Source organism: Corallococcus sicarius, from assembly GCF_003611735.1.
GTDB lineage: Bacteria > Myxococcota > Myxococcia > Myxococcales > Myxococcaceae > Corallococcus > Corallococcus sicarius.
Window position 1 is genome coordinate 1 of the sequence record NZ_RAWG01000604.1, and the last position, 1,720, is coordinate 1,720.

At 73.3% G+C, this 1,720-nt stretch carries 1 protein-coding gene; it reads right to left on the reverse strand.

Features of this window, described 5'->3' with window-relative positions:
- Nucleotides 1-13: 13 nt before the first annotated feature.
- Nucleotides 14-1,699, reverse strand: coding sequence for a HEAT repeat domain-containing protein (locus tag D7X12_RS41145; RefSeq protein ID WP_120630542.1), 1,686 nt, complete (start codon nt 1,697-1,699; stop codon nt 14-16).
- Between the last annotated feature and the right edge of the window lie 21 nt (nt 1,700-1,720).

Consider the following 1,720-nt stretch of genomic DNA (forward strand, 5'->3'; position numbering starts at 1 on the left):
GTGCCAGTCCGTCTCAGGGAGGGGTGGACGTGGCCAACCGGGAGGCCGCCACGGCCCGGACCTCAGGGGAGGGATCGCGCTCGCGGGCCAGCTCCAGCAGGAGGACACCGACGGGCTTGGGCAGCTTCGCGTTCGAGGCCTGCAGGGCCTGCGTGCGCTCCTTCACGCCCTGCGACAGCCGCTCGGCCACCTGCTGATCCGCGCAGGTGCGGACGCCGGGGTGCTTCTGGCGCAGGAGCAGCTCCGCGTCCGCGAGCTTCGCCTCCGCGAGCCGTACCGCGTCCTGGGCGGTGCGCTCGAAGGAGGCCAGGTCCTCCGGGAACTCCGTCTTCACCGCGCGGGCCCGGGTGATGGCCTGGGCGGCGAAGCGGGCGTCCACCACCGCCGCGCACAGCTGCCGGGCCGCCGCGAGGGGCACCCCGCCCTCCTCCGACACCATCTCGTCGCGCGCCGTCGTCTGGGCCCACACCGAGAGCTGCCGCGCCGCCACCGCCGCGGAGAAGGCCTGGCGGCGCTGCTCACGCAGCTGCACCCAGCGCCACAGCACCACCGGATCCGTGCCGCCGGACTCGTACACGCGCTGGTACTGGCTGGCGGCGGCTTCGACCTGCCCGCTCAGGTCCAGCAGCGCCGCGACCGTCAGGTACAGCTCCGGGCTGCTGGCGCGATCGCGCAGGGACTCCAGCCGCACGGCCACCTCGTAGCCAGCCACCGGGGCGGGCAGCGCGGAGAGCACCGAGCGCAGCGACTCCAGCGCGTTCTGACGGATCAACGGATTGCGCGCCGAGCGCAGCGCCTCCAGCAGCGGATCCAACACGCGCACCGACACGTGCTGCCCCAGCTCCTCCGCCGCCTGCCAGCGATCCAACGGATCCGGCGCCACGAGCGCGCGCTTCAGGTCCTCCAGGTCGCGCAGGTAGTGGCCGGCCTGCATCGCACGCGCGGCGGGCTCGGTCCGGGCCAGGGCGCCCTGTTCAGCGCGGGCGCGGGCGAGGCGTGCGGGGAAGCCCGTCAGCTTCGGCCCCAGCGGGTGGACCTTCACCTTGGCCTCGGCCTCGTCCACGAGCCCGGAGACGAGCAGCCCCTCCAGCTCCAGCTCCAGCAACCGGACGCGGGCCTCCTCACGGTGCTGGCCCGAGGCGAAGTCGCGCAGGTAGGCGAAGAGCTTCCCGGCGTCGGTGGCCTGGACGTAGGTCTCGTCGTCCAGCTTCCGCGCCAGCTCGTCGCGGCGCGGGCCCTCGGCCTCCGCGTTCAGGAGCGTCGCCATGCGCCCCAGGTCCGTCGTCGTGCGGACCTCGCGTCGCTGGGCCGCCTGGAGCAGGGCCTTCGCCTCGTCCTTGTGGGTGCCGTCGGGGTGATCCGCGAGGAACTGCTGCCACGCCGCCTCGGTGTCCGCCTGCTTCGCCGCGTTGAAGCGCAGCCCCTCCAGCAGCGACTTCACCACCCGCTGCTGCGGCGCGTCCGGGTACGTCTCCAGGAAGCGCTTGTAGGCGATGACCGAGTGCAGCCGCTTCGCCTCGTCGAACTCCAGCCCCTCGATGCGGCCCTGCGCCGTCGTCGCCTCCGGATCATCGGGGTTCTCCCGCATGAAGTCGCGGTAGGCCTGGACGGTGTCCTGTTCGCTCGCGCGCTCGAAGGACATGTGCGAGCAACCGGTGGCCAGGAGCAGCAGGGCGAGGGCGCGGCGGAGGGTGGGCATTCCCCTCCAGCAATACCCCAC

Bases quoted from the DNA above. Each gene is read 5' to 3' on its own strand.
- D7X12_RS41145 (WP_120630542.1), bottom strand. From the start codon at position 1,699: ATGCCCACCCTCCGCCGCGCCCTCGCCCTGCTGCTCCTGGCCACCGGT.